The organism is Arthrobacter sp. ISL-28 (assembly GCF_018613875.1).
Taxonomy (GTDB): Bacteria; Actinomycetota; Actinomycetes; order Actinomycetales; family Micrococcaceae; genus Arthrobacter.
Window position 1 is genome coordinate 176,053 of record NZ_JAGGPJ010000007.1, and the last position, 21,893, is coordinate 197,945.

14 protein-coding genes and 1 pseudogene are annotated in these 21,893 nt (G+C 65.7%); 7 read left to right on the plus strand and 8 right to left on the minus strand.

Features of this window, described 5'->3' with window-relative positions; genetic code table 11:
• Window position 1: 1 nt before the first annotated feature.
• A complete protein-coding gene (locus J7E80_RS05690; protein WP_215050505.1) occupies window positions 2-1,741 on the minus strand; it encodes a phospho-sugar mutase in 1,740 nt (579 codons plus the stop codon).
• A gap of 696 nt (window positions 1,742-2,437) precedes the next feature.
• Between J7E80_RS05690 and J7E80_RS05695 the strand changes: the two genes are divergently transcribed.
• The 3 genes and pseudogenes from J7E80_RS05695 to J7E80_RS05705 all read left to right on the plus strand — a co-directional run bounded on the left by J7E80_RS05695 (window position 2,438) and on the right by J7E80_RS05705 (window position 4,852).
• Window positions 2,438-3,010, plus strand: coding sequence for a dihydrofolate reductase family protein (locus J7E80_RS05695; RefSeq protein ID WP_215050506.1), 573 nt, complete (start codon window positions 2,438-2,440; stop codon window positions 3,008-3,010).
• A gap of 46 nt (window positions 3,011-3,056) precedes the next feature.
• Window positions 3,057-3,731 (plus strand): annotated as a pseudogene (locus tag J7E80_RS05700) (dihydrofolate reductase family protein); the annotation flags it as partial.
• Window positions 3,668-4,852 carry a hypothetical protein gene (locus J7E80_RS05705; RefSeq protein ID WP_215050507.1) on the plus strand — a complete coding sequence of 395 codons (1,185 nt, stop codon included), beginning with the start codon at window positions 3,668-3,670 and terminating at the stop codon, window positions 4,850-4,852. The pseudogene J7E80_RS05700 and the gene J7E80_RS05705, both read left to right, overlap by 64 nt.
• Window positions 4,853-5,387: 535 nt before the next feature.
• On the opposite strand, the gene J7E80_RS05710 is transcribed toward J7E80_RS05705, so the two are convergent.
• On the minus strand, window positions 5,388-6,206 hold the full coding sequence (locus tag J7E80_RS05710; protein WP_215050508.1) for a purine-nucleoside phosphorylase: 819 nt from the start codon (window positions 6,204-6,206) through the stop codon (window positions 5,388-5,390).
• 117 nt (window positions 6,207-6,323) lie between these two features.
• On the opposite strand from J7E80_RS05710, the gene J7E80_RS05715 reads away from it, so the two are divergent.
• Window positions 6,324-7,739 (plus strand): NAD(P)H-quinone dehydrogenase, encoded by a 1,416-nt coding sequence (locus J7E80_RS05715; RefSeq protein WP_215050509.1) that lies wholly within the window; start codon window positions 6,324-6,326, stop codon window positions 7,737-7,739.
• Here J7E80_RS05715 and J7E80_RS05720 read toward each other — a convergent pair.
• Entirely contained in the window at window positions 7,690-9,183 is a 1,494-nt protein-coding gene (locus J7E80_RS05720; protein WP_215050510.1) for a sodium:alanine symporter family protein, read from the minus strand. The two genes, J7E80_RS05715 and J7E80_RS05720, sit on opposite strands and share 50 nt — an antisense overlap.
• 228 nt (window positions 9,184-9,411) lie before the next feature.
• Here J7E80_RS05720 and J7E80_RS05725 point away from each other — a divergent pair, with 228 nt between their 5' ends.
• Window positions 9,412-9,840, plus strand: coding sequence for a universal stress protein (locus J7E80_RS05725; RefSeq protein ID WP_215050511.1), 429 nt, complete (start codon window positions 9,412-9,414; stop codon window positions 9,838-9,840).
• A gap of 7 nt (window positions 9,841-9,847) precedes the next feature.
• Here the strand turns inward: J7E80_RS05725 and J7E80_RS05730 are convergent, their stop codons facing one another.
• From J7E80_RS05730 to J7E80_RS05740, 3 genes are read right to left on the minus strand one after another with little or no spacing between them, the layout of a single operon-like run.
• Entirely contained in the window at window positions 9,848-11,410 is a 1,563-nt protein-coding gene (locus J7E80_RS05730) for an FAD-dependent oxidoreductase (RefSeq protein WP_215050512.1), read from the minus strand.
• Window positions 11,407-13,596, minus strand: a complete 2,190-nt coding sequence (locus tag J7E80_RS05735) for a molybdopterin oxidoreductase family protein (protein WP_215050513.1) — start codon at window positions 13,594-13,596, stop codon at window positions 11,407-11,409. Before J7E80_RS05735 ends, J7E80_RS05730 begins: the two co-directional genes overlap by 4 nt.
• Before the next feature lies 1 nt (window position 13,597).
• A complete protein-coding gene (locus J7E80_RS05740; RefSeq protein WP_215050514.1) occupies window positions 13,598-15,073 on the minus strand; it encodes an MFS transporter in 1,476 nt (491 codons plus the stop codon).
• A 279-nt stretch (window positions 15,074-15,352) separates the two neighbouring features.
• Here J7E80_RS05740 and J7E80_RS05745 point away from each other — a divergent pair, with 279 nt between their 5' ends.
• Window positions 15,353-16,765 carry an MFS transporter gene (locus J7E80_RS05745; protein WP_215050515.1) on the plus strand — a complete coding sequence of 471 codons (1,413 nt, stop codon included), beginning with the start codon at window positions 15,353-15,355 and terminating at the stop codon, window positions 16,763-16,765.
• Between the two features lie 126 nt (window positions 16,766-16,891).
• Here the strand turns inward: J7E80_RS05745 and J7E80_RS05750 are convergent, their stop codons facing one another.
• Both J7E80_RS05750 and J7E80_RS05755 read right to left on the minus strand, forming a co-directional pair.
• Entirely contained in the window at window positions 16,892-18,703 is a 1,812-nt protein-coding gene (locus J7E80_RS05750) for a biotin carboxylase N-terminal domain-containing protein (RefSeq protein WP_215050516.1), read from the minus strand.
• Between the two features lie 123 nt (window positions 18,704-18,826).
• Window positions 18,827-19,510: a nucleoside triphosphate pyrophosphatase gene (locus J7E80_RS05755; protein WP_215050517.1), complete on the minus strand. Its 684-nt coding sequence runs from the start codon at window positions 19,508-19,510 to the stop codon at window positions 18,827-18,829.
• Between the two features lie 541 nt (window positions 19,511-20,051).
• On the opposite strand from J7E80_RS05755, the gene J7E80_RS05760 reads away from it, so the two are divergent.
• Entirely contained in the window at window positions 20,052-21,497 is a 1,446-nt protein-coding gene (locus tag J7E80_RS05760; RefSeq protein ID WP_251036491.1) for an HNH endonuclease signature motif containing protein, read from the plus strand.
• Window positions 21,498-21,893: the final 396 nt, after the last annotated feature.

The window sequence follows — 21,893 nt, forward strand, 5'->3', positions numbered from 1 at the left end:
CCTACAGCCCCAGGGCCTCGCGGACATCGCCCAGGACCTGATCCAGGGCGGCCCGCGCGGCCAGGCGCGCCTCCGGCAGCTCTGCTGCCGATCCCACGCTTTGGATGACCTCGAGGTAGCACTTGAGCTTCGGTTCCGTGCCGCTGGGACGGATGATCACCCGAGTAAGGTCGCGGGTCAGGTACAGGAGTCCGTCGGTGGGCGGAAGTTCGTCGCTGCCTTCGGCAAGGTCGATGAACGATTCCACGGCGGAACCGCCAAACGATTCGGGCGTGCTCACCCGCAACCGGTTCATCATGGCGTCCAGCAGGCCCAGGTCCGCGACGCGGATGCTCAGCTGGTCACTCGCGTGCAGCCCGTGCACCAGATACAGCTCATCCAAAGTGTCGAAGATGGTCTTGCCCTCTGCCTTGGCCGCCGCAGCAAGCTCCGCGATCAGGACGGCCGCCGAAATGCCGTCCTTGTCCCGGACCAGATCCGGGGCCACGCAGTAGCCCAGCGCCTCCTCGTACCCGTACAGCAGGCCCGGCACGCGTGAAATCCACTTGAATCCCGTGAGGGTTTCCTCGTGCGCATACCCGGCCGCGGCGGCGATGCGCGACAGTAGCCGTGAAGAAACAATGGAATTGGCGAACACGCCGTCGTGAATTTCTTCAGCGTCAGCGGACAGCCGCGCCACCACATGCGCGCCGAGCAGCGCTCCCACTTCATCGCCCCGCAGCATCCGCCACGCGCCCGTGTCCGGATCCTTGGCCGCCACCGCTGCACGGTCGGCATCGGGGTCGTTGGCCAGGACGATGTCCGCATCGGCGTCAACAGCGGCCGCGAGGGCAAGGTCCAGCGCCCCGGGTTCCTCGGGATTCGGGAAACTCACGGTAGGGAAATCCGGGTCGGGCCGGGCCTGCTCGCTGACCAGCGTGACGTCCGTGAAGCCGGCAGCCTGGAGAACGGCCACGGCCGTGTCACCGCCCACTCCGTGCATGGGTGTGAGCACGATCCTGAGGTCCCGGGCCGGGAAGAGGCTCCGGTCTGCCAGCGCCGCAGCGGCTGCCTCGTAGTCGGCGGCAATGCCCGGCTCCAGGACTCTCCAGCCGTCCTCGGCCAGCCGGATGGAGTCCAGGGCTCCCACCTGGTCGATCTCCGCGGCGATGCGGGAATCGTACGGCGTAACGATCTGCGCGCCGCGGCCGCTTTCCTCCACCGCATGCCGGCCCAGGTACACCTTATAGCCGTTGTCCTGCGGCGGGTTGTGGCTGGCAGTGACCATGACGCCGCCGTCGCAGTCGAGCACACGCACCGCGTACGCCAGGAGGGGAGTGGGCAGCGCGGCGGGCATGAGGAATGTTTCGATGCCTGCCGCGGTGAAGATGGCGGCAGTCTCTTCGGCGAAGATGTCCGAGTTGTAACGGGCGTCAAAGCCGACGACGGCGCGCGGCCGGGTTCCGGGTGAAGCCTTTTCTACCGCTTGGACCAGGAAATTTGCGAAGCCGGCCGCTGCGCGGCGGACCACCACGCGGTTCATCCGGTTGGGCCCAGGTCCCAGCGCGGCGCGGAGCCCTGCCGTGCCGAACTGCAGCGTCCCGCTGAAGCTGTCCTGCAGTTGCTGAAGCGCGGCCGGCGTGCCGGATTCTGCGAGCTGCACCAACTCACTGAGGGCGGCGGAAGTCGCGGGATCCGGGTCCTGCGCTGCCCAGGCGCGGGCGTCGCTGAACAGCTGGGAATCGGCTTCGGAAGAGGTCATGGCATCCAAGCTATCGTCAAAGCTGCACTCAGCGGCGCCGGACAAGCCATCCGTACGGTCACATCTTGGCGACCGTTGCTCTGGCGGATTCCTTGATGCCAAAATTCTGGACACGTACTGTCTCGGAATGAAGATGAACCAGGGCGTGGAGTGGGCGTTGCACAGCTGCGTCAACATGTCGTGGCTGGCCTTCCGCTGCGACGGCATCCTCAAGAACGGGCGCGCCGGCGACATGGATGGGGACTACGCCCACAGCTGCCTTGCAACTAGACGGTGGTGCCATGGCACCGACGTTACCCGTGCTGCCAGGGACAGGATGGATGCGAACGTAGCCGTGAGCATCCGTCCTGTCCCTGGCAGCGCATCGCTGCTTTTGCCATTGCCGGTGTGTGTAGAAAGATCGCCACGAATAGTGCGGTGGCCAGGCACAGGGCGGCGTTGACCCAGATGGCTAGGGTGTGGCAAGAAATGTCAGGTTCAAGGCCAAGGTAGTTCCGAGCTCCATCAGTCGCCCAAGGACAAGGACCGCGGCGCATCGTCCTCCCGATTTCTCTGGCATACGATCCAGTTCCCGTATTTCTTGGGCCCGAGGAGAAGGTTGCCTTTTGGAAGTGATGCCTCTAGGTTGATCACTGCCGGACAAGCAACCGGCTCCGACCGAGACAGCAAGCCGTACGAGACACCCTGGAGATTGAGATGCGCACTCTGATCAGCACTGCCTTCGTTTCGTTGGACGGCGTCGTGGAGGCCCCCGGCGGCGAGCCCGGCTACCGCAACTCCGGCTGGACCTTCAAGCAGGTCGAGTTCGCGGCGGAGGCGTACGAGATCAAGGGCCGCGAGCAGCAGGAGGCCACGGCGATGCTGTTCGGCCGGACCAGCTACGAGGCGTTCAGCCCCGTCTGGCCGGACATGGCGGAGTTCGCCGACTACAAGCCGATGCCCAAGTACGTCGTCTCCACCACCCTCACGGACGACGACCTGGTCGAGGGCTGGGGCGAGACCACGATCCTGCGTTCGCTCGACGAGATCGCCGCGCTGAAGGCGACCGAGGGCGGCCCGATCATCATGCACGGCAGCGCCACCCTCAACCGGAATCTCTCCGACGCCGGCCTGATCGACCGCTATCACCTGATGGTCTTCCCGGTGCTGCTCGGGGCCGGCAAGCGGCTGTTCAGCGGCAAGGACAAGGATGCGCAGAAGCTGAAGCTCGTCGAGCACGAGGCGTACGCCAACGGCATCCAGAAGAACGTCTTCGACGTCATCCACTGAACATCCACTCAGCGGCGCCCGCCCCCGAGTACAAAACTTCAACGTTTCCAGCGACGGCTACGGCGCCGGCGAGGGCCAGAGCTTGGAGCGGCCCTTCGGGCACGCGGACCCCGGGGACATGTTCTCCTGGGCCGGGGCAACCGCGAGCTGGCCGAACCGGACTGACCCCGGCGGCAGCCGTGGCCTGGACGACTACATCACCCGAGACTTTCACCGCAACCTCGGTGCGGAGATTATGGGGCGCAACACGTTCTCCCCCCATCGGGGTCCGTGGATCGATCACGACTGGCAGGGCTGGTGGGGCGACGAGCCGCCGTTCCACACGCCGGTGTTCGTGATGACTCACCACGAGCGGCCTCCGTTCACGCTGTCCGACACCACCTTCCACTTCATCGACGCCGAACCCGCATCTGTCCTTCAGCGCGCCCGAGAGGCAGCGAACGGCCAGGACGTCCGGCTAGGCGGCGGCGCGAACATCATCCGGCAGTTCCTAGACGCCGACCTCGTAGACACCCTGCACGTCGCCGTCTCGCCCGTGACGCTGCGGGGCGGCTCCCGGTTGTGGGCATCGCCGGATGTGATAGGTGTGGTAGTTCGGTTGGGGTTTTACCGGGGACCATCAAGTGCGAGGAAGCGGCAACTGGCTGGACTTCCACGATGTACGACGGCAAGTCCGCCTCGTATATGTACGACGAGCGCTTCAAAGCCGGGCCGGATCTGACCAAAGAAGAACTCAGCGATCACACGCCGCAGGGTGTCGCGTGGTGGAAGAACTGGGACGGCAAAGGCAATGATCTACTGCTCGTCTCAACGTACGGCAAGGACGGGGCACACATTGTCGGCCTCGATCCGAAGGCCGAGGGCAAGACCGTGGGGACGGTCGACATCGAACCAAGGGGCGATGACACGGAACAGACCCACGCCGGTGCCCTCGCGTTGAACGACAAGTGGGTCTTCGTCGACGGCCCCAAATCCGGTAGTTGGCATACGATCCGCAAGTACAGCCTGTCCGAACTCAGGGCGGCGATGACGGCGAAAGGTGGATCTGTCAGGCCGGACGGCGGAGACCGTGAGGTCTACGGGGCGTCGTTCATGACCATCGACGGCGGCCATCTGTACGCGGGCAAGTTCAGCAATAAGCACCGCGACTGGATGTACAGCTACACGATTGAAGGCGACGGATCCCTGACTTTGGACCGGAAGGAAGACGGAAACGGTTTGCGCTGGGAGGTGCCGCAGCGGACGCAGGGCGTGGCAGTCGCGGATGGACGTTTCCTCTTCAGTTCCTCAAGCGGCCGCAAGTACCGCAGCAACCTCTACGCCACGGACAAGGGCGAAACGAATCTCGACAGGGCGTCCGTGCGTTGCTTCCGCGCGCCGAGCATGTCGGAAGGAATCACCGCCACGCCGGATGACGAGGCGTACCTGCTGTTCGAATCCGGTTCGTACAAGTACAACGCTTTCAGCGGGGATCCTGCGATCAACGTGATCGACGGCGTACACAGGGCCAAACTTAGTTCTCTGACGTCCTTGCCTGGTGGAAAGATCCGTCTCGGAACCCTGCACTGCGTCGAGCAGGAGGACTTCATTGGCGATGACGAGATCCAGCTCAAGGTCGAGGATCAGAACCTGGGGAAGTCCGTGCAGATCAGCGGGGGCGAGAAAAGGGAGATCGGCAAGACGGTCCAGTTCACCGGCAAGGTTTCGGTGAAGCTCCATGAAAAGGACGTCGAGGGCAACGACTATCTCGGTCAGCAGGTCCTCGAACCCGGCGCCAAAGACGGGATCATGGAGTTCTCGAAGGACGGCGCCAGGTACCGGCTGAGCTACAAAGTGACCTGAGCCTTCCGCCCTCTGACGGTGCTCTCGGCGGGATCATGTGCCTCTGACGACAGCGTCCAGGAAGCCAGGCGCAAGCGAAGACCGCGGCTTTCATCGCCAGATGCTGAGGGCATGAATAGATGCTCTCGGCGCTCAGTCCTATTCCGAGCCCGCGAGTCGAATGGAACAGTGTTTGTCGGCGTTGGAGTAGACCTGCAAGAGGCGAAGGGGATGAGCTGATTCGGCTTCCTGGCGCATTATGGCAGCCAAGACCTCACCCATCGATGGCACTGCGCCCCGCACATCGACAAACGGCTGGAGTGCGCGCAGGCGACGGTTTAGCCGGGTGTCAGGACCCAAGGCGGGGATTTGCCTCGCCTGCCGGTCCACTTGTCCGAGGCTTCCTGTGACTCACACGCGGCCCATTTGTGGCCCACGACTGGGCTGAAGCCGGTCACGACCAGCCAGTCCATCAAACGCAGGTTCCCTGAGGCGCGGCCCGACACGCTTGCGCAACTTCTCAGTGCAACCGATGCGGGATCTACCGATGCGGGACCTAGAGTCGAGCGATGATTTCGGCCAGGAGCTTGGAGATGCGCGGGCCGGCGGCGTGACCCGCTTCGAGCACTTCCTGATGGCTTAGCGGCACCGGGCTGATCCCGGCGGCGAGGTTGGTCACGAGGGAAATGCCGAACACCTCCATCCCCGCGTGCCGCGCGGCGATGGCTTCCAGGGCCGTGGACATTCCGACGAGGTCCGCGCCGATGCGCTTGGCGTACTGCACTTCGGCCGGGGTTTCGTAGTGCGGCCCGGAGAACTGCGCATACACGCCTTCGTCCAGGGACGCATCCACCTCGCGGGCCAGGCCGCGGATCCGGGCCGAGTAGAGGTCCGTCAGGTCCACGAACGTGGCGCCTTCAAGCGGTGACGTGCCGGTGAGGTTGATGTGGTCGCTGATCAGCACAGGCGTGCCCGGGACCCAGTTTTCGTTGAGCCCGCCGCAGCCGTTGGTGACCACCAGCGTCTTGCAGCCGGCGGCGGCCGCCGTCCGGACGCCGTGCACCACGGCGCGGACGCCCTTGCCCTCGTAGTAGTGGGTGCGGGCTCCGAGGACGAGCGCCCGCTTGCCTTCCCGAGTCAGCACTGAACGGATGGTGCCAACATGGCCCTCCACGGCGGGAGGGGAAAAGCCCGGGACCTCGGACGCCGTCAGCGTCGCTGTGGTTTCACCGATCAGGCCGGCGGCCTCGGCCCAGCCGGAGCCGAGGACCAAGGCGATGTCGTGGAACTCGACACCCGTCTCCGAGGCGATGTAGTCGGCGGCGGTCCGGGCTGCCTCGAAGGGGTCAATGGTCAGGAACTCTGTATTACTCACTGGTACAAGCTATCGTGCGGCGGCTGGCCTGCCCAGTGGAAACCGCGCCGCCCCGGGATCCCCGGGGGCAGGCCCTTTCTTGGTGGTGCGGCATCCGATGCGGGAGAATGGTTGTTTGTGACTATGCATCCTGATTTCAGCGCACCCCGAATCGCAATTCTCGGCGGAGGCCCGGGTGGCTATGAGGCCGCCATGGTTGCCGCCTCGCTGGGGGCCAAGGTCACGGTCATCGAGCGGGCCGGCCTCGGCGGCTCCGCCGTGCTGACCGACGTCGTCCCCTCCAAAACGCTGATCGCGACGGCGGACCTCATGACCCGGGTCGGCGAAGCGGGGGAGCTGGGCGTCAAGTTGGACGTCGATGGCGGCGACTTCGTGCCGGTCATGCGCGCGGATCTCAAGCACATCAACGACCGTCTCCTCGGCCTCGCGCGCCAGCAGTCACGGGACATCCAGGCCGGACTGGAACATCAGGACGTGCGCATCCTCAACGGCTCCGGCAAACTGCTGGACAACCGCACCATCGAGGTCCTCACCGCAGAGGGCACGGAGACCGTCGAGGCGGACGCCATCCTATTGACCGTCGGAGCGCACCCGCGGGAGCTGCCCACCGCCAGGCCGGACGGCCTGCGGATCCTGAACTGGGCCCAGATCTACAACCTTGATGAGCTGCCTGAGGAACTCATTGTGGTGGGGTCCGGTGTCACCGGCGCCGAATTCGCCTCCGCCTACAATGGCCTGGGCTCGAAGGTCACCCTCATTTCCAGCCGCGACCGGGTGCTGCCAGGTTCCGATACCGACGCCGCCGAAGTGCTGGAGGAGGTCTTCGAGCGCCGCGGCGTGACGGTCCTGTCGCGTTCGCGGGCCGAAAGCGTGGAGCGCACAGAGAACGGCGTTGTAGTCACCCTGGGTGACGGCTCCAAGGTCACCGGCAGCCACTGCCTGGTCTGCGTCGGTTCCATCCCGAACACCGCCGGCATCGGCCTGGAAGAGGCGGGCGTCGCGCTCACCGAGAGCGGCCACATCAAGGTCGACGGCGTTTCCCGCACCACTGCGCCCAACATCTACGCCGCCGGCGACTGCACCGGTGTCCTCGCGCTTGCCTCCGTGGCTGCGATGCAGGGCCGGATCGCCATTGCGCACTTCCTGGGCGACAGTGTGACGCCCATCAAGCTGCACCAGGTGGCGTCCAACATCTTCACCTCGCCGGAGATCGCCTCGGTGGGTGTGTCCGAGGACGAGATCGAGTCCGGCAAGTATCAGGGCGACATCATCAAGCTCTCGCTGAAGAGCAACGCCCGCGCCAAGATGCGCAACGCCAAGGACGGCTTCGTCAAGATCTTCGCCCGCAAGGGATCGGGCACCGTGATCGGCGGCGTCGTGGTGGGTCCGAACGCGTCCGAGCTGATCTTCGCCATCTCCATAGCGGTGAAACAGAAACTGCACGTCGACGACGTCGCCAGCACCTTCACCGTGTACCCGTCACTCAGCGGTTCGATCTCCGAAGCAGCACGGCGCCTTCACGTTCATATGTAGCGGCCTTCCTTCCGGGAGCATCCGGGGACTCCCAGAAGGAAGCCCCCTTGATGCCGGCAGCGGAGGGATCGGACACGGGGTCGAGTCCCTGCTCCTTCTGGCGTTCGTAGTCGCGCAGGGCGCGGACGGCCACAGGGCAGAGGAAGGCGATGGCCACCATGTTGAACCAAGCCATGACGCCGTACCCGATATCCCCGAGCGCCCATACGGCTTCGGTGCTCTGCACGGTGCCGAAGTAGACCGACAGCAGGATCACGGCCTTCACTATGCGTGCCAGGACGCCGCGGGAGGTGCCTGTAAGGTACACGATGTTCGTCACGCCGTAGTAGAAGTACGACAGGATGGACGTGAAGGCAAAGAAGAAAATCGCGACGGCGATGATGCCTCCGCCGATGTTGGATCCGGGAAGGATTGAGTCAACGGCGCGCTGAGTGAACTCCGCGCCCGGCTCAACTCCCGGCAGGTTCTCCACGAGCGGGCCGCGGCCCTGGGCCAGCACGTTGTAGGCGCCGGTGGTCAGGATCATCACGCCGGTTGCCGTGCAGACCATTACGGTGTCGATGTAGACCGAGAAGGACTGCACCAGGCCCTGCTTCACCGGATGGGAGACCGAGGCTGCCGCACCTGCGAAGCCGCCCTCGCCCACCCCGGCGACGTTCGAATACAGGGAGCGGCGGACGCCCCAGGACACTGCTGCCCCGATCAGGCCGCCGAAGACGGCGTCAACGCCGAACGCGGACGCCAGAACCAGCCGGATGACCTCAGGAATGCCCTGGAAGTTGAAGACCAGGACCACGACGGCAAGAAGGATGTAGACGGCAGCCATCGCGGGCACGACCTTTTCGGCAAAGGACGCGATGCGTCCAGTGCCGCCGAAGACGACGAAGCCCGTGAGGGCGACCAGCAGCAGGCCTGAAATCCACGTCGGGATGCCGAAGGCCGTGTCCAGCGAGGTCACGATCGTGGAGGACTGCACACCGGGGATCAGCAGTGAATAGCACAGCACCGCCACCACAGCGACCATGCCCGCGAGCCACTTCAGGCCCAGGCCCTTTTCGATGTACCAGGGGATGCCGCCGCGGTATTCGCCGTCGGCCTTCACCTTGTAGATCTGTCCGAGAGTGGCCTCGATGAAGGCGCTGGAAGCTGTGATGACGGCCGTGGCGATCATCCAGAAGAGGGCTCCGGGCCCGCCGAAGGCAATGGCCGTGGCGACACCGGCAATGTTTCCCACTCCCACGCGTCCTCCCAGAGCCATGGCGAACGACTGGAAGGAGGAGGTGCCCGTGTCCGTGTTGGCGCGCGTAAAGAGACACCGGACCATCTCGGGAAGGTGCCGGACCTGCACGGCCCGTGTCGCTATGCTGAACCCCAGCCCGGTACCAAGCGCAAGGTAGACCAGCGGATTCCAGATGAGGTCGTAAATACTGCCGAGAAATTCCATGTGCTGCTCCGTCAAAGTGAAGAGACGTCAATCTCTTTGAGTGGCGTCCTCTTGCACGTCCGGGCACTGGGCCTCTCGTCGGAACGCCGTTGTCCGATTGTCAGTCAATGATCTCTGCCCAACAGCTAATCATGTGACCTGCGCCATGTCCACTTATTGCTGATTGTCAGACGAAGTTACAGTAGGATGGAGCGACGGAGTGAGCGGCTGAGCTTGGAGGAGCAGAAAATGGGCGGAATCATCGTTGTAGGTGTCGACGGCAGTGCCACGGCGAGAAAGGCGGCAGAGTGTGCGCGCGATCTCGCTCTTGCCCTTGATGCCGAACTTCACGTGGTCAGCGCGTTCGAAAAGGACCGCACCATGGTGGTCGGAAGCGGCAGCGACCAACTGGTGGTGGGCGACGCGGACGCAGCTGAAAGAGTGGCAAGGGACGTCGCCCGCAGCCTCAGGTCCGGCGCCCTGAACGTCTCCTATTTCGCTGTCCGCGGCACGCCCGCCCAGGCCTTGATCCGGCAGGCCGAAACGCACGGCGCCCGCATGATCGTGGTGGGAAACCGGCGGATGCGCGGCCTTGGGCGGGTCCTCGGAAGTGTCGCAAGCGGCGTTGCGCACAACGCGCCGTGCGACGTCTACGTGGCCAAAACGGACGGGGAGTAGTCAGCTTTCAGGCGGCTGCCGCCTGGAAGTGTTTTTCGATGATCCCCTTGATGTCGGAGTGGCAGCCGCCGCAGCCGGTGCCGGCACGCGTGGCCGCGGAAACCTCAGGAACGGTGGAGCAGCCTCCCGTCACGGCTTCCGTGATCTTGCCGCCGCTCACGCCCGCGCACCGGCAGACAGTGCTTTCGGGATCGTTGGAGACGCCCGCTGAGGCCAGCTGGTCCGGGCCGTCGAGGCGCAGGAGCAGCGAACGGTCCGCGGGCATTTCGGCGCCACGCTCGAAGAGCTGCACCAGCTCGCCGGCGGTGCGGGGCATGCCCACGCTGACCAGGCCCTCCAGGACGCCGCCGCGGGTGGTCATCTTTACGTAGCGCCCGTGCTCGGGATCGGCCCACTGGGCGACCTGCAGCCGCGGCCGGCCGTTCACAGCCCCGGCGGTCAGGAGTTCCTCGTCCCAGGGCTCGGCCGCGTTGTCGCCGGCCACGGCCATGTTCAGGCCGCGCGCCTTGAGCACGATCACGCCCGGCATTTCCTGGGGGAGGGCGGGCAGCGAGTCCGCCTCCTCCTGGGAGCCCTCGGCAAGCAGGATCAGATATTCGGCTAGCCATTCGGCCTGCCGCCAGCCCGGGCCCACGAGCCCTGACGGGCCACGTGCGGTACGGCACTCAAGGCAGCCCGGGTCCGGGCAACGGACCTCGGCGCAGTCGCCGATGGCGAAGATGTGCGGTTCGTGGTGCGCGCGCAGCCGGTGGTCCACGAGGATTCCCGTGGCCGTCGACAGCCCGCAGCCCTCTGCAAGCTCGGTCCGCGGACGGACGCCGCAGGACAGTACCAGCAGATCGCCGTCGATCGCCGATCCGTCGTCGAGCAGCAGAGCGGAGAACCCACCGCCGGGAGCGTTGTGCTCAACACCCGTGGAGCGGGCGTTGCCGGCAATGCGGACGCCGCAGTTGCGGAGGCTGGCGGCAAGCACCGCGCCGCCGCCGCGGTCGATGTTCCGCCCCAGCGGATGCGGTCCGTTGTGCACCACGGTGACAGTGGCGCCTTCCTCGGCCGCCGCGAGGGCGGTCTCGAGGCCCAGGACGCCGCCGCCCAGCACCACGACGCGCTTCCGGCCGGCAACGGCCTCTCGCAGCACCTCGGCGTCGCGAAGGTCACGCAGTGCGGTGACGCCTTCGGGCAGGACCGGGGCTGCAGGGTCAGGGTTGATGCCGGTGAGGTTGGGGATGACTGGCCGGGAACCGGTGGCGAAGACCAGCCGGTCGTAGTGGGCCGAGGTGCCGTCGGCGAGCAGGACGTGCTGCCTGGCCCGGTCCACGCGCTTGACCTTGGCGCCCAGCCGGACGTCCACGCCGTCCCCGGCGAGGGCGGCGGCGTCGGCCAGGGCTAGTGCTTCAGGGGTAGTGCGGCCCACGCCGAGATCGGCGACGAGCACGCGGTTGTAGGCGGCCTCGGCCTCCTGGCCGATTACTGTCAGCGCTACCTGTCCGGCGCGCACGGCGGGCAGCAATTCGTCGACCAGCCGTGCCGCCACCGGACCGAATCCGACAATTACAATCTGCTCGCTCATGAGGCCTCCGATGTCTGAAGAACGCTGCTGTTGAGTACGTTCGCGGCGGCCAGCCGGACCCATACTTTGTTGAATTTGAACTCGGGCATCCCGGAGATGGGGTCTGTGGCGGCTTCCGTCAGCCGGTTTGCGCTCTCCAGTTCGGGGAAGTGGAACGGCAGGAACACGGTTTCGGGGCGGATGGCCGTGCTGAGCTCCGCCCGGCAGACCACCTCGCCGCGCTCATTCGCCACGGAGACCAGCGCACCGTCGGTGATGCCCATCCCGGCAGCGGCCGCCGGGTGAAGCTGGACCCTGGCTTCTGGCTGGGAAGCGAGGAGTTCGGCCACGCGCCGCGTCTGGGCCCCCGACTGGTAGTGCTCCAACAGGCGGCCGGTGATGAGGGTCATCGTCTTGGCCTCGGGATCCGGATTCGCTGCCGGCGTCCGACGGCGGCGGGGCGCCACCGGGGTCAGGACGGCCTTGCCGTCGGGGTGCGCAAACCCGTCCATGAACAGCCGCGGCGTGCCGGTGCTGCCGGCGGGGTAGGGCCAGTAGGCCGCCTCACCGTTGTCCAGCATGGTGTAGTCGATGCCGGAGTAATCGGCCAGGCCGCCGGCGGATGCCAGTCGGAGCTCTTCGAAGACCGTTTCGGGATCGTCGCTGAAGGTGGACGGTGCGTCCAGGGCTTCGGCCAGCTGCGACATGATCCACAGTTCGCTGCGGGCTCCGGCCGGTGGCCGGATCGCCCGGCGGCGCCGAAGGACCCGGCCCTCGAGGTTGGTCAGGGTGCCCTCTTCCTCAGCCCACTGAAGCACCGGCAGGACCAGATCCGCTTCGGCCGCGGTCTCGGACATGAAGAAGTCGCAGACCACGAGGAAGTCCAGGCTGCGGAGTCCGTCAATCACCGAGTTGGCGTCCGGTGAGGCGACCGCGATGTTGGAGGCGTGCACGAAAAGGCAACGGACGCCGTCGGGCTGTCCCAGCGACTTGAGCAGCTGCACGGCCGGCAGGCCGGGACCGGGGATCAGGGCCTCCGGTACGTTCCAGACCTTGGCCACGTGGGCCCGGGCCGCGGGATCAGTGATCTTGCGGTAGCCGGGCAGCTGGTCGGCCTTCTGGCCGTGCTCGCGGCCGCCCTGGCCGTTGCCCTGGCCGGTGAGCGTGCCGTAGCCGCTGCGGGCGGTGCCGGGCAGCCCGAGCAGCAGGCTGAGGTTGATGGCGGCGGTGGCGGTGTCGGTGCCGTCCACGTGCTGCTCGACACCGCGCCCGGTGAGGATGTAGCTGCCGCCGCGGCGTGCGCCGTAGGCCAGCCTGCGTGCCGTGTCGCGGATGAGATCGGCGGGAACACCGGTGAGGGACTGGACGCGCTCGGGCCAGAACGCGTTGACGCTGCGGACCAGGGCGTCGTATCCGGTGGTGCGCGCCTGGATGTAGTCCGTGTCCACGAGCCCTTCGTGGATGACCACGTGGGAGAGGCCGAGGAGGAGCGTGAGGTCGGTGCCGGGCAGGGGCTGGAGGTGGAGACCGCCGCCATCGGAGGTGAATGCCGCCGTGGCGGAACGGCGGGGGTCCACCACAATCAGGCCGCTGGCGTCGCGGACGCCCTGCAGGTGCTGGACGAAGGGCGGCATGGTCTCGGCGACGTTGGAGCCGAGCATCAGAATGGTGCTGGCGGTGTCCAGCGCCTCAAGGGGGAACGGCAGCCCGCGGTCCAGGCCGAAGGCGCGCATGCCGGCGGCAGCGGCCGAGGACATGCAGAACCGGCCGTTGTAGTCGATCCGGGATGTGCCGAGAGCCAGGCGGGCGAACTTGCCCAGCAGGTAAGCCTTCTCGTTGGTCAGGCCGCCGCCGCCGAAAACGCCGACGGCGTCGGCTCCGTACTTAGAGCGGGTTGCCTTGACGGCGGTGGTGATGCGGGCCAGCGCCTCGTCCCAGGTGATGGGGCGGTGGACGCCGTCGGGCCCTTTGAGCATGGGCTCGGTGACGCGGCCCGGGTGGTGCAGGAGGGAGGCCGAGGTCCAGCCCTTGCGGCACAGGCCGCCGCGGTTCGTGGGGAAGTCGCGGCCGCTCACCTCAAGGGCCGGCGCAGCCGGCACGGGGTCTGACCCCGGCTGGACAGCCGGGGTCAGACCCGCTGGGGACTTCAGCGTCATGGCGCACTGCAGGGCGCAGTAAGGGCAGTGCGTGTCGGCGCTTTTGGTCATGTTAGACGTGTCCCATCGCATTTCGGTTGGCGTTGCGGATGTAGAAGAACCAGCAAACGGCCAGCATCACAACGTAGGCCCCGACGAAACCGTAGAACGCCGGCGTGTAGGAACCGCTCGCCGAATTGGAGGCGTTCAGCACCTGCGGGATAACGAAGCCGCCGTAGGCGCCGATCGCCGAGATCAGGCCGAGAGCGGAGGACGCCAGGCGCTGCGTGGTCACCGAGCTGGCACCGGAGCGGGCTGCCCGGCTGGAGATGGCGAAGATGACCGGGATCATGCGGTAGGTGGCACCGTTTCCGAAGCCGCTTGCGGTGAAGAGCATCAGGAAAAGGACCAGGAAGAGCCAGAAATTCTTCAGCGGGAGCGTCCAGATCATGGTCAGCGTGATGATTGCCATCGAGGCGAAGGCCGTCACGGTCATCCTGGCACCACCCATGCGGTCAGCCATGCGTCCGCCGTAGGGGCGGGCCAGGGAGCCAACCAGCGGGCCGAGGAACGCCAGCGAAAGGGCCACCGTGCCGACACCGATGGAGGAGAAAGCGGGGAAGTAGTCCTTGATGAGTTTCGGGAATACACCAGCGAAGCCGATGAAGGAGCCGAACGTGCCGATGTAGAGCAGGGCCATGACCCACAGGTGCGGTTCCTTGATGGCGGCCAGGGATCCGGCGATGTCACCCTTGGCGCTGGTGAGGTTGTCCATGTACTTGTAGGCGCCGAAGACCGCAAGGAGGATCAGCGGAACCCACATCAGGCCTGCCATAGGAAGGTTCACGGTGCCTGCAGCCAGCAGGGTGATGGCGATCGGAACGGCGAGCTGGGCGACGGCGGCACCGAGGTTTCCGCCTGCGGCGTTCAGTCCCAGCGCCCAGCCCTTTTCGCGGGCGGGGTAGAAGAAGGTGATGTTCGCCATCGAGCTGGCGAAGTTGCCGCCGCCGAAGCCTGCCAGGGCTGCCACGAACAGCATGACGCCGAAGGGTGTGTCCGGGTTGGAGACGCACATCGCCAGGCCAACTGACGGAATCAGGAGAAGCAGCGCCGAAACGATGGTCCAGTTCCTGCCGCCAAAGCGCGGGACCATGAACGTGTAGGGGATGCGCAGTGTGGCGCCAACGAGGCTCGGCATGGAGATGAGCCAGAAGATTTCCGACGTGCTGAAGGTGAAGCCTGCGCCGGGCAGCTGGACCACGACGATGGACCAGAGCTGCCAGACGACGAAGCCGAGGAATTCAGCGAAAATGGACCAGTTGAGGTTGCGGCGTGCGATGGAACGGCCCTGGGATTCCCACTGGTGCTTGTTCTCTGCATCCCAGTTGGCGATCCAGCGGCCGGGGCGGACTTCAAGGGCGGGGGCATCGGTGGCAGGGGCTGCAACGGACGGCGCAATGGGGGAAGCGGAGCCGCTTCCGAGCCGCGGCTCGGCGGCAAGATCGAGGGAATTTCCGGTGCCGGTCTCTGCGGGGCGGTCAGCAGTCACGGTATACCTCCTTGGGGGAATGTTGTTCTTCCACCGTAGGGAAGGCGCGTTTCACGGATGGTCGCCCTTTGTTAACGTGCTGTGACATTTGCCTATCAGTGCCCTCAGGGCGGCGTTAGGCGTGAGGAAGACCTCATTGTGAGACAACCCGCAAAGTCCATATGCTGGACTATTTGTCCATTCAATGGACCCGGGGAACTAATATTGGAAGTCTGTTTGTCCCTTAGTTGGGCGGTCTCCACAAGACGTCCGTCCGGTCCTAACGAAAGCGTCTCAGACATGTCATCCTCTGCACTCTCTACGGAACACGGGTCCGCCCAGCCGGTGAATTCCAAGGGCAAAGTGATCTTTGCCAGCCTTATCGGCACCACGATCGAGTTCTATGACTTCTACATTTACGCCACCGCGTCAGTACTGGTCTTCCCCAAGCTCTTCTTCCCGGAGGCCACGGAGATCAACGCCCTCCTGAGCTCCTTCGCGATCTTCGGCGTCGCGTTTATCGCCCGTCCCATCGGCTCCGTTCTCTTCGGACACTTTGGCGACAAGTTCGGGCGCAAGGGCACGCTCGTTGCCTCGCTGCTGACCATGGGCCTCGCGACGTTCCTGATCGGACTGCTCCCCACTGCCTCCGTTCCCGGCTGGGCCATCCTGGCTCCGCTGCTGCTGGTGGTCCTGCGGTTTGCCCAAGGCCTCGCGCTGGGCGGCGAATGGTCAGGCGCTGCACTGCTAGCCACCGAAAACGCCCCCGAGGGCAAGCGGGCCATCTACGGCACCTTCCCGCAGCTGGGCGCCCCGATCGGGTTCATCCTGGCGAACATGCTCTTCATTTGGTTCAACTTCGCCCTGAGCCCGGCCGACTTCCAGGCCTGGGGCTGGCGCATTCCGTTCCTGCTCAGCGCCGTGCTCGTGATCGTGGGCCTCTACGTCCGCCTGAAGCTCGTCGAGAGCCTGTCCTTCCAGAAGGTCCTGAAGGAGGAAAAGGTCGCGAAGGTCCCCTTTGCCGCAACGTTCAAGAGCCACTGGCGCCCGGTAGTGGCCGGAACCTTCATCATGCTGGCCACATACGTGCTGTTCTACATCATGACGTCCTTCACGCTGACCTACGGCACCAAGCCGGCCTCGGTCGAAGCCGCGCAGGCCGTCGCCGAGAAGTCCGGCAAGCCGATGTCTGCCGCCGAGATTGCGAACTTCGTTCCCGGACTTGGCATCGCCCGCGGAGACTTCCTCTGGATGCTGATCCTCGGCGTCGTCTTCTTCGGCATCTTCACCCTCGTCTCAGGCCCGCTGGCCGAGAAATGGGGCCGCCGGAAGTTCCTGCTCGGCGTCACCGCCGGAATCTTCCTCTTCGGCGCGCTGTGGTTCACCATGTTCGGTCCCGGTGCGGGCGCCGCCATCGTCGGCCTGATCATCGGCTTCACCCTGATGGGCCTGACCTTTGGACCCATGGCCGCGATCCTGCCGGAGCTGTTCCCTGCCAACGTCCGTTACACGGGTTCGGCAGTGGCCTACAACCTCTCCAGCGTGATCGGGGCCGCCCCGGCGTCCTTCATCGCCATCGCCCTGTGGCAGGCGGCAGGCGGTAGCACCTGGCTCGTCGGCGTCTACATGGCGGCGGCCGCGGTGCTGACCTTCATCGCCCTGTGGATCACGCGGGAAACCAGGGACACGGACTACGAAAACAACGTCGCCTGATGGTTCTCTCCCTGCCGGACTGCCATTCGCGTTAGTGAAGCTAGTCCGGTAAGCGAAATGCCCGGTGTGATGAAATCACACCGGGCATTTTCATATGCTCGTGGGGGGGCACGAGGGCAGGGAGCGTCAGTCTTCGATCGTTGCGATGACGGCGCCTGCGGCCACCGTATGGCCGGCCGCCGCGGCGAGCCCGGTGATCGTGCCGGACCGGTGGGCGGTCAGGGGCTGCTCCATTTTCATGGCTTCAAGCACGACGACGAGATCACCTTCGGCGACGACGTCGCCGTCGGACACGGCCACCTTCACGATGGTTCCCTGCATGGGGGACGTGAGCGCGTTGCCGCCTGCCGCCACGGCGGCTCCGCCCGAGCGGCTCCGCTTCTTGGCCTTGACCTGCTTTCCGCCGCCCGAGGGAGCGCCGCTGAAACCGAGCGATGCGGGAAGCGCGACTTCCAGCCGCTTGCCTCCGACCTCCACTACCACGGTCCGGCGTTCACCGGCTTCCTCAGATTCCGGCGCGGCGCCGTTGGGCGTCCAGACGGGAAGATCGTTGACGAACTCGGTCTCGATCCAGCGGGTGTGGACGCTGAACGGGCCGTCGGCGGGAGCGAAGGCGGGATCGGAGACCACGGCAAGATCGAACGGGATCACAGTGGGAATGCCTTCCACTACCATTTCCTCGAGTGCCCGGCGGGCACGCTGAAGGGCTTGGGGACGGCTGGCGCCGGTCACAATCAGCTTGGAGAGCATGGAGTCGAAGTTGCCGCTGATCACGTCACCCTGTTCGATGCCCGAGTCGATCCGGATGCCGGGGCCCGTCGGGTTCTTCAGGGTGCTGATGGTGCCCGGGGCGGGCATGAAGTTGCGGCCCGGGTCCTCGCCCGTGATGCGGAACTCGATGGAGTGACCGCGGACCTCGGGATCGCCGTAACCCAGTTCCTCGCCGCGGGCGAGGCGGAACTGTTCGCGCACGAGGTCGATCCCGGTGACTTCCTCAGACACGCAGTGCTCCACCTGGAGCCGGGTGTTGACCTCCAGGAAGGAGATGGTGCCGTCCTGGCCCACGAGGAACTCGCAGGTTCCGGCGCCCACGTAGCCCGCTTCCTTCAGGATGTCCTTCGAGGACTCGTACAGGCGTCGGTTCTGGTCCTCGGTGAGGAACGGGGCGGGTGCTTCCTCGACGAGTTTCTGGTTGCGGCGCTGGAGGGAGCAGTCGCGGGTGGAGACCACCACGACGTTGCCGTAGGCGTCGGCGAGGCACTGGGTTTCCACATGGCGCGGGGCGTCGAGGAAGCGCTCGATGAAGCATTCGCCGCGGCCGAACGCTGCGGTGGCTTCCCTGACGGCGGACTCATAGAGCTCGGGAATTTCCTCCCGGTTGCGCGCCACCTTGATGCCGCGTCCGCCGCCGCCGAAGGCGGCCTTGATGGCTACCGGCAGGCCGAACTTGTCAACGAATTCAAGGATTTCCTCGGCCGATGCGACGGGGTCGGCCGTGCCCGGAACCAGCGGCGCGCCGACTTTTTCGGCAATATGGCGGGCCTGGACTTTGTCGCCGAGGGCGGAGATTGCCTCCGGCGACGGTCCGATCCAGGTGATGCCGGCGTCGATGACCTTCGCAGCAAACTGTGCGTTTTCGGCCAGGAAACCGTAGCCGGGGTGGATGGCGTCCGCGCCGGAGCGGCGGGCAACCTCGATCAGCTTGTCCATGACGAGGTAGGACTCGGCGGCGGTGTTGCCACCCAAGGCGTAGGCCTCGTCAGCCAGCCGGACGTGGAGGGCATCGCGGTCAGGATCGGCATACACGGCGACGGAGGCGATGCCTTCGTCTCGTGCTGCGCGGATGATACGGACGGCGATCTCACCACGGTTCGCGATCAGAACTTTAGTGACGTTCGAGTGAACTGGACCTGCGGACTTCTCCGGCTTAACTGACAAGGCGTCTCCTTCTTTCCTTCAGGGAGCCTAGCCTGATTTTGAGGATTCCGCCGATATTACTGGCGGAATCCGTGTGTAGGAGACCCCAGCTTTGTAGGGTTGCTACAAGGGGTGCCAAATGACTCACTCGGCCCGGACGTCGGCGGGATCGACCGCACCGGTGGTCCAAAGCTCGGTGACGTTCACCTTCGCCTGGCCCAGCAGCCCCCGCAGGGTGGAAATGGAGAGCCCGACGACGGTGTGGGGATCGCCGTCGACCTTGCGGATGAAGGCCCCGCCGTAGCCGTCGATGGTGAAGGATCCGGCGCACTGGAGCGGCTCGCCGGTGGCGATGTAGGTGTCGATCTCGGCTTCGCTCATGGCCATGAAGTGGACTTCGGCTGAGGATACGGAACCGAGCGTCGCGCCGGAGCCGGCGCCAGCGCCGCCGTCGTGCTCGGAGCCGTCCGTATCCCGGCAATCCACCAGCCAGTGGCCGGTGTGCAGCACGCCCATGCTGCCGCTCATTCGGAGCATCCGTTCCTTGGCGACCCCGGCGGTGTACGGCTTGCCGTGGGCCTCGCCGTCGAACTCGAAGACCGAGTCGCAGCCGATCACCAGGGCGCCTTCGGCTTCGGGCAGGGACGCCACGGCCTCGGCCTTGGCCCGCGCCAGCAGCAGGGCGGTGTCATGCGGGTCGGTCACGCCGTAACGGGCCTGGACGGCGTCCTCGTCCACATCGGAGACGAGAACCTCATGGGCAATGCCCGCGTTGCTGAGCAGTTTTGTGCGGGCGGGGGACTGGGAGGCAAGAATCAGGCGGGTCACGGCTCCAGCCTAATCGTGGAAGCCGTTTCGGGTCCTCTGCAAAGGGCCACGCTTAAATGTCACAGCCCACAGGGACACTTGCATCACCGACGGAATCAGGGACCGGAAGGGGCCTCAACAATGGCCGGACGCGATGATTACGACCTCTGTGGCTTGATCACGATGGGTAACCGCATGCTTCGGGACATGACTTTGCCCGAGGATGGTCCCGGGCTGATCGAACACTACCGGCGGCTGGACGAGCTGAGCTCTGCACTGAGGACTGCTAGAACGCGCCGTGAAGTCGCGGTTGTCCTCAGCCGTGTGCCGGTAGCTACGTCCGGGATGGGGACCTCCCCGATGGCATCCGAAGCGGTTGACCGGCTTCGGCGGGCGGTCATTAATGTGATGGCAGTTAAATGTCAGAGCCCACAGCGACACTTGAGGTATGGACGGTAATTGGGGGTCTGACGCGGCTCCGGCCGCAGCGGGGTACGGTTGCGCCTGCAGCTGCTGTCAGGCGCCGGCAACGGACGATGCAGCCTTAGCCCTGTGCGGAGGCATGGCCGAGCAGGACGGTGCCCGCCTGATTGATGAGATCCGGGCACTGGAAGACAGAAAGTCTGCCTTGGCTGCCCGTCAGGCCCGCCTGGCCGTCGCGTTTGATCAGCTGCAGCGCCGGCAGCAGTCTGAGGTCGGGATTCCCGCTGACCAGCTCGAGGCAGGCACCGGAGCACAGATTGCCCTCGCGCGTCGCGAATCCCCGGCCAAGGGAAACCGGTTGTTGGGCCTGGCCAAGGCCTTGGTGATTGAGATGCCGCACTCGCTCGCTGCCTTGGAGGCGGGGCAGCTGAACGAGTGGCGGGCCACGTTGCTGGTGCGCGAAACGGCGTGCCTGTCCTCCGCGGACCGGAGTAGCGTCGATGAGGAACTCGCGCCCGACGCAGGAACGCTGACCGGTCTAGGAGACCGGGCACTGGTGGCGGCCGCCCGTACCGCCGCCTATCGCCGCGACCCGCGCTCCGTCACGCAGCGCGCCGCCCACGCCGCCACCGAACGACATGTCAGTCTCCGCCCGGCCCCGGACACCATGTGCTACTTGACCGCCCTATTGCCCGTTTCGGCCGGTGTGGCCGTGCACGCAGCGCTCCGCCGCCACGCGGACTCCCTCCGCTCCGACGGGGATGAACATTCCCGGGGCCAGATCATGGCCGACGCCCTGGTCGAACGGACCACCGGCACCCCCGGTGGGATCACGGGGATCGAAATCCAGCTCATCATGACCGACCGCACGCTGTTCCAGGACGATTCCGAACCGGCCCGCCTCCCCGGCTACGGCATCGTGCCCGCCGCCTGGGCGAGGACGATCATCAGGGACACCGCTTCCAGCGCTCCTACCGCTGCTGCCCGTGACGCTGGCATCGCAGACGCTGGCATCGCAGACGCTGGCATCGCCGACGCTGGCTTCGCTGGTGCTGCCTCCGGGAATGCCGCCGTCAATACCTGGCTGCGTCGGCTCTACACCGCCCCGGGCAGCGGTGACCTGATCGCGATGGATTCCCAGGCAAGGCTCTTCCCCGCGGGGCTGCGACGTTTCATTCAGGCCAGGGATGACACCTGCCGCACCCCGTACTGCGATGCCCCGATCCGCCACCACGACCACATCATCCCGTGGCACGAGGGCGGAACCACCAGCCTCACGAACGGCCAGGGACTCGGCGAAGCCTGCAACCACACCAAAGAAGCGCCCGGTTGGACAGCAGCACCATCTCCCGCCGCCGGGCTGCGAAGACACGGCACGGAACTGCGCACGCCTACCGGCCACAGCTACCAATCCACCGCGCCCCCGCTGCCCGGAACGAGACTCGACCTCTTGAATGTGCAATCACGCGGACTTAGACGTCGGCTCCGGCGCCACGCGAAGGTTCTCAAGCGCGCCCGGGCGGAAGGGGGCTGGCTGCTTGAGCTAGCAACAATTGGACATTGCGTTGGGGGTTGCCGCGCGTAAAGAGCGTGGAAATGCTGGCTCAGATACCTGTTTCGGAAATATGACCCAGGCTTAGAGCGACTTCCGGTTTCGCCACAGCTCTGTCGTCCTCGAACCGCCGAGGGCATCAATCCGACCAGCGTTCCCAATAATTGTCGGCGGCCTGTAGGAATCGCCGTCGATGGGTTCGTTCTCCTAAGAGGGAAATGGCTCTCTGGCTACCCAAGGGGCCTGAATCCGGGCACGAGAAAGAACAACGAAACGGCAGGCGCCCAGACCACGAGCGAATCGACGAGAAGCGCGAACAGTAGCGAAGGCCAGCCCACGATCACAGGTTCGGGGTTTCCACGGATTGATTTAACCCTGCGGCCTTAAACGAGCCGCCCGCCGATCACAACTATCAGCGGGCGGCTATCA

What these genes read in the sequence shown, in the direction of transcription:
- J7E80_RS05690 (WP_215050505.1), bottom strand. Translation starts at nt 1,741, where the DNA reads ATGACCTCTTCCGAAGCCGATTCCCAGCTGTTCAGCGACGCCCGCGCC.
- J7E80_RS05695 (WP_215050506.1), top strand. Translation starts at nt 2,438, where the DNA reads ATGCGCACTCTGATCAGCACTGCCTTCGTTTCGTTGGACGGCGTCGTG.
- J7E80_RS05705 (WP_215050507.1), top strand. Translation starts at nt 3,668, where the DNA reads ATGTACGACGGCAAGTCCGCCTCGTATATGTACGACGAGCGCTTCAAA.
- J7E80_RS05720 (WP_215050510.1), bottom strand. Translation starts at nt 9,183, where the DNA reads ATGGAATTTCTCGGCAGTATTTACGACCTCATCTGGAATCCGCTGGTC.
- J7E80_RS05725 (WP_215050511.1), top strand. Translation starts at nt 9,412, where the DNA reads ATGGGCGGAATCATCGTTGTAGGTGTCGACGGCAGTGCCACGGCGAGA.
- J7E80_RS05730 (WP_215050512.1), bottom strand. Translation starts at nt 11,410, where the DNA reads ATGAGCGAGCAGATTGTAATTGTCGGATTCGGTCCGGTGGCGGCACGG.
- J7E80_RS05735 (WP_215050513.1), bottom strand. Translation starts at nt 13,596, where the DNA reads ATGACCAAAAGCGCCGACACGCACTGCCCTTACTGCGCCCTGCAGTGC.
- J7E80_RS05745 (WP_215050515.1), top strand. Translation starts at nt 15,353, where the DNA reads ATGTCATCCTCTGCACTCTCTACGGAACACGGGTCCGCCCAGCCGGTG.
- J7E80_RS05760 (WP_251036491.1), top strand. Translation starts at nt 20,052, where the DNA reads ATGGCCGAGCAGGACGGTGCCCGCCTGATTGATGAGATCCGGGCACTG.